The following is a 6,092-nucleotide window of genomic DNA, read 5'->3' as shown; positions in this document are numbered from 1 at the left end:
TCACCTCCAAGTCATCGACCGGATACCATCCCGGTCAAACGGTGATTGCGCACCACGCGCCATGCTCGGCGCACCCAATAAAAAACGGCGCCGAAGCGCCGTTTTCATTTCATTTATGTTCGCTCACTTGCTGATGACGCGGTTGGCCGCCGATACGATGGCTTCCAGTGAAGCACTGACAATATTGTCGTTGATACCCACGCCGAACAGCTTACCGTCCGGATGAGCCATTTCGACATAGGAGATGGCCGACGCATCCGAGCCCTGCTGTAGTGAATGTTCGGAATAATCCACGACCGACATCTTCACACCGAGATATTTGGACAGCGCATCGACAAAGCCGTCGATCGGACCGGTGCCCTTGCCTTCGATATTCCTGGTCACGCCGTTATCGGTGATTTCGGCGGTGAGAATACGGCGGCCCTTCTGCTCCGGATCGGGCATGGTGTGATGATCGACGAACTTGATGCGAGCATCCGGCTGGGTCACGTAAAGCTTCTGGAACTCCTCGTGAATCCGCTTCGACGGCAACTCCTTGCCTTCTTCATCGGTGATGTTCTGGATGATCTCGCGGAACTCGACCTGCAGATTGCGCGGCAGATTCAAACCGTAATCGGCCTGCAGGATGTAAGCGATACCGCCCTTACCCGACTGCGAATTGATGCGAATAATCGCTTCGTAGGAGCGGCCCACATCCTGCGGGTCGATCGGCAGATAGGGCACCTCCCAGACCGGCGAGTTGGCAGACTTGCGCGCCTTCATGCCTTTATTGATCGCATCCTGATGCGAGCCCGAGAACGCCGTATAAACCAGTTCACCAACATAGGGATGGCGTTCGGCAATCTTCAACTGGTTCGAATATTCATAGACTTCCTTCATCCGGTTGATGTCGGTGCAGTCCAGTTCGGGGTCCACGCCCTGCGTGTACATATTGAGCGCCAGCGTCACCACGTCGACATTGCCGGTGCGTTCGCCATTGCCGAACAGCGTGCCTTCCACGCGGTCGGCCCCGGCCATCAGGCCCAGTTCGGTTGCAGCGATGCCCGTACCGCGGTCATTGTGCGGATGCAGCGAAATAATCAGGTTCTCGCGATTGTCGAGATTGCGGCACATCCATTCGATCTGGTCGGCATAGACGTTCGGCGTGTTCATCTCGACCGTCGAGGGCAGATTGACGATCAGCTTGTTGTCCGCTGTAGGCTTCACAATCTCGATGACCGCGTTGCAGATTTCCAGCGCCACATCCATCTCGGTGCCGGTGAAGCTTTCCGGCGAATACTGGAAGCGATAGCCGCCACCCGCTTTCGCAGCCATATCCATGATCATCTTGGCAGCGTCGGTTGCGATCTGCTTGATACCGCCGACATCCTTGGCGAAAACCACACGGCGCTGCAATTCACTGGTGGAATTGTAGAAATGGATGATCGGTGACTTCGCGCCTTCAAGTGCTTCGAAAGTGCGCGTGATCAGTTCGGGGCGGCACTGGACCAGAACCTGCAAATCCACTTCGTCGGGAACATTGCCCTGTTCGATGGCCCAGCGGCAGAAGTCGAAATCCGTCTGCGAAGCGGACGGGAAGCCGATCTCGATTTCCGGAAAACCCATATCGACCAGCAGGCGGAACATACGCTCCTTGCGGTCATGCCCCATGGGGTCGACCAAGGCCTGATTGCCATCACGCAGATCGACTGAACACCACACCGGTGCCTTTTCGATGCGCTTGGACGGCCAAGTGCGGTCATTGAGCTGCGGGGCCGGGAAAGGCGAATATTTGGTGCCTGCAATAGGCATGCCTTTGCGCTCAACATTGGATTCGGATTGCGGTGTGGCGACGGACTGATTCATTTTCGTTTCCTCCCGGCTTTCGACGGCATTATAGCCCGTCGAGCACGGATACTACTGATCGATTATAAGGGTTTTTTGAAAAGGAGCACAGGCCAGCGGGACCGTTTTCGACCGCCGGACGCTCCTTCAGCGAGCCCGGCGATCGCCGCTAAGGCCGAGGGTAAGAAGCGAGTTTAGAACGCAAACATCAACGCGCGCGCCGAAGGCGGCTGCGGAATGTTCCAAGGATGTTGCGTTTTTGATCGTCATGGCAAAAGCTTTTACACGCGAGATTTGTACTGCGCAAGACAGTATTTCATTCAGGCGAACGGAACAGAACTGGTCCCCGGAGGCAGCTTTGCCTCATCCTCCGGTTCGACATGGATCACCACGCGTGCACTATCGACCTGCTTTTTCAAGGCATCCTCGATACGGTCGCAGATCACATGGGCATCGCCAACACTCATATCAGCCGCAACGACCAGATGAAATTCGACGAAGGTGACACGGCCAGCGATACGCGTCTTGAGGTCGTGAACCTCGATGGCTCCGCCGGCATTGGCCGAGATCACATCGCGAATGCGCATTTCCTCGGAGGGGTCGACACCAATATCCATCAATCCCTGCACCGAGGAGTTGATGACGTGCCAGCCCTGCCAGAGAATATTGATTGCCACCAGAATGGCAAGCAGCGGATCGAGTATGGCCCAGCCGGTCACAACAGCGCCGACAAGACCGACCAGAACGCCAGCAGAGGTAAACACATCCGTCATGATGTGCTTGCCGTCGGCTTCCAGCGCCGGCGAGCGGGACTTGCGACCGGTGCGGATCAGCAATGTCGCCCAGAAACCGTTTATGACGGCTGCAGCGGTATTGATGCCCAGCCCAAGCCAGGGCTCATCGAGCATTCGCGGTGTTTGGAGCGCAAACCACGCCTCGCGGAAGATCAAAAGTGCGGCGACCGTAATCAGAACGCCTTCCACGACAGCCGAAATATACTCGGCCTTATGATGTCCGAAGGGATGGTTGTCGTCGGCAGGCAAATAGCTGACCCGGATGGCCCACCACGCGCCGATTGCCGCGATCACATTGACGATGGATTCCAGTGCGTCCGAATAAAGAGCCACGGAGCCGGTCAGCGCATAGGCCAGATATTTCAGACCCATCACACCGAAAGCAATGGGAATAGACCAAGCGGCAAGCCGCCGAACCTTTGCACTCGCGTCCATGATGAACCTTTGAATATTTTTGATTTTGTCCCGAAACCGGGACGGGCCTACGCACAGCCCTTCATTCAATCGCTGACGCGCAGGACGTATCCACAACGCATCTGGCCTATGCAGCAGCAATTCACCGGCGTTCTATACCCCAGAAAAGCTAAACTTCGTACCCCTGTTTTTTCAGTTCCGGCATTTAATTTTCTCCTGCAAATGCAAGGCATTACAGTTGCAAATGAGTTGCCAGAGCAAGCAATAGAAAAGCACCGTCAGAGCATAAAAAAAACCAGCCGCAGCATATGGCTGCGGCTGGTTTCAAATCAGCGCGAGATGCGCGCGATCAGTAGTTGCTGCGACGCGCCTTGTGCTTACCTGCCAGATGCGTCACCACATTTTCTATCATGCGCATACCGGCATTATGGCCGAGCGTCATGATGGATTCCGGATGGAACTGAACGGCGGCCACCGGCTCTTTTTTATGCTCGAAAGCCATGATGACACCATCTTCGGTTTCTGCCGTCACCAGAAAATCGTCCGGCAGACGTTCCGGATCAGCAAAGATCGAATGATAACGCCCGACTGTCACTTCCTTCGGCAGACCTGAGAATATCCGTTCCGGCTTCGACACGCGAATGCGCGACGGCTTGCCATGCATCGGAATGCGCAACTGGCGCAATGTACCGCCATAGGCTTCCGCCAGCGCCTGCAATCCAAGACAGACACCGAAGATCGGCAGTTCACGCTTGCGCGCCTTGTCGATGGTCGCCTTGCAATCGAAATCCTGTGGCGTGCCGGGTCCGGGCGACAGGACCACGAGATCAGGCTTGACCCTGTCGAACACATCATCAGCCACGGGAGAACGCACGGTCGAAACCGTAGCGCCCGTCTGGCGGAAATAATTGGCGAGCGTATGCACGAAGGAATCTTCGTGATCCACGAGCAGGATCGAAACCCCCTCGCCCACCTTCGCCGCCACGCGTTCTTCGGCAACCTGATTGCTCTTCTGTGCTTCACGCACAGCCGCGATCATCGCCGATGCCTTCAATTCGGTTTCGGCTTCTTCTTCATCCGGGTTGGAATCGAACAGCAACGTTGCACCGGCGCGGATTTCAGCCACGCCATCCTTGACGCGAATTGTGCGCAGCGTCAGACCGGTATTCATGTCACCATTGAAGTGCATCATGCCAATGGCACCGCCGTACCATGCACGCGGACTGCGTTCATTTTCCTCAAGGAACCGCATCGCCCACAGCTTTGGCGCGCCGGTTACCGTCACAGCCCATGCATGGCTGAGGAAACCGTCAAAAGCATCCATCCCGTCACGCAGACGGCCTTCGATATGATCGACCGTGTGGATCAGTCGCGAATACATCTCGATCTGGCGACGACCGATGACGCGTACCGAACCCGGTTCGCAAACGCGGCTCTTGTCGTTGCGGTCCACATCCGAGCACATGGTCAGCTCGGATTCATCCTTCTTGGAATTCAGCAGTTTCAGAATCTGTTCCGAATCTGAAATCGCATCTTCGCCACGCTTGATCGTGCCGGAGATCGGGCAGGTTTCGATACGCCGTCCGTTGACCCGCACGAACATTTCCGGCGATGCCCCGACCAGATATTCGTTCTCGCCCAGATTGATGAAGAAGGAATAGGGCGACGGATTGATCGTCTTCAACCGACGGAAAATCTCGGACGGCGCAGTATGGCAGCGCTCATAGAAAGTCTGGCCCGGCACGACCTCGAAGAGGTCGCCACGCTTGAAGCTTTCCTTGGCGCGCTCGACCAGCTTGGCATATTCGCCCGGATTGTGATCGCCACGTGCAAGCTTGGCTTCCGAGGGCTTGAAGGCTTCCGCAGGCGTCGCCCGTGCAAGACCATGCGTGGAAGAACCGCCGCAAGTAAATTCATAACGATCCACCCAAGCCCGTGCTGCATAGTGGTCGGCCACAAAGATTTCATCGGGAATGAACAGCACCAGATCGCGCTGATCGTCGGGACGCTTCAGCTTGTACTGGATGGGATCGAACTGGAACGCCAGATCGTAGCCGAAGGCACCATAAAGACCGAGATTGGCGTCTTCCTCGGAGAAGAAGAGACCGACAACCGCCCGCAGAACCGTGAAGACCGAAGGCATCCGCGAACGCTCTTCCTCGGTGAAGGTGCCGCTTGGCTCGGCAATGGTCAGCTCGATGCGGTTTTCCTCGGCCTTGTCGACCGTCACCTCGGCAAGCGCCTTCACCGTATCCAGGATAGGCCGCAGAAGAATGATACCGCGCGCATTCAGCGCTTCGATGCGCATGGAGCGGGCGCGCGAGGTGATGACCACCGGAGGATCGACGATGGCCGTATCCCATCGCGTATAGCGGCCCGGATATTCGTAGTTTGACGAAAACACCGCGCCGCGCCTTTCGTTCAGTGCATCGATATAGGTCTCGATCGCACCCTTATAGGCTGTGAGGTGACGCACGCGCTCGACGACGATGCCGCCTGCCGTCTCGTGCTGGAATATCTCGCTATCCGCAATCTTCGCATTCATGATCGGCTATCCCAAATCTCGCTTGTTTCCAAACACTTCCAGAACCCGGTATTCCAAGGTCTTATTCAAACAGCCAAACAAAAAGGCCGCCCGGATAATCCCAGCGGCCTGTTTCCTAAACGCAAATGCACAAACGCCTGCGTGGCCGCTATTAGCGGGCCCACCACCAACCGTTGATGACGATATTGCGCGAAATGTTCATGGATATACAGTTAGCCTTCAATGTGCATCCTTGCAACCGCAAAATTTAAGTATGGAACTGAGCAATACAGTTCGGCGTCCTAACAGCGATCCCACCATGCATTCGCGGATTTTGCCGGGCGATCCTGTTCCTCGCAAAGAAAATCCGGACAGTTTGGGGCTGTCCGGATTTCCTCAGAACCGGGATGGACAAAACGGAAGGAACAGAACGATTCCTCCAGTTTCAGCCCCCCATACCCCATGCCTAAATTTACAGGTGCAATATAACTTTCAGTATGCACAGTATCAATATCACAGGTTGCATATAAATTACA

General features: G+C 55.8%; 3 protein-coding genes. All 3 read right to left on the bottom strand.

Annotated elements, in window-relative coordinates; all coding sequences use genetic code 11:
• Positions 1-123 precede the first annotated feature (123 nt).
• Positions 124-1,845 carry a 2-isopropylmalate synthase gene (gene leuA / locus FIB18_RS16100; RefSeq protein ID WP_140021659.1) on the bottom strand — a complete coding sequence of 574 codons (1,722 nt, stop codon included), beginning with the start codon at positions 1,843-1,845 and terminating at the stop codon, positions 124-126.
• 299 nt (positions 1,846-2,144) lie between these two features.
• Positions 2,145-3,053 carry a cation diffusion facilitator family transporter gene (locus FIB18_RS16095; protein WP_140021658.1) on the bottom strand — a complete coding sequence of 303 codons (909 nt, stop codon included), beginning with the start codon at positions 3,051-3,053 and terminating at the stop codon, positions 2,145-2,147.
• Between the two features lie 328 nt (positions 3,054-3,381).
• Positions 3,382-5,577 carry an anthranilate synthase component I gene (locus FIB18_RS16085; RefSeq protein WP_140021657.1) on the bottom strand — a complete coding sequence of 732 codons (2,196 nt, stop codon included), beginning with the start codon at positions 5,575-5,577 and terminating at the stop codon, positions 3,382-3,384.
• Positions 5,578-6,092: the final 515 nt, after the last annotated feature.

This window comes from Brucella pecoris (assembly GCF_006376675.1).
In the GTDB taxonomy this organism is placed as follows: Bacteria; Pseudomonadota; Alphaproteobacteria; order Rhizobiales; family Rhizobiaceae; genus Brucella; species Brucella pecoris.
This window is presented reverse-complemented; position numbering and strand designations above follow the sequence as displayed.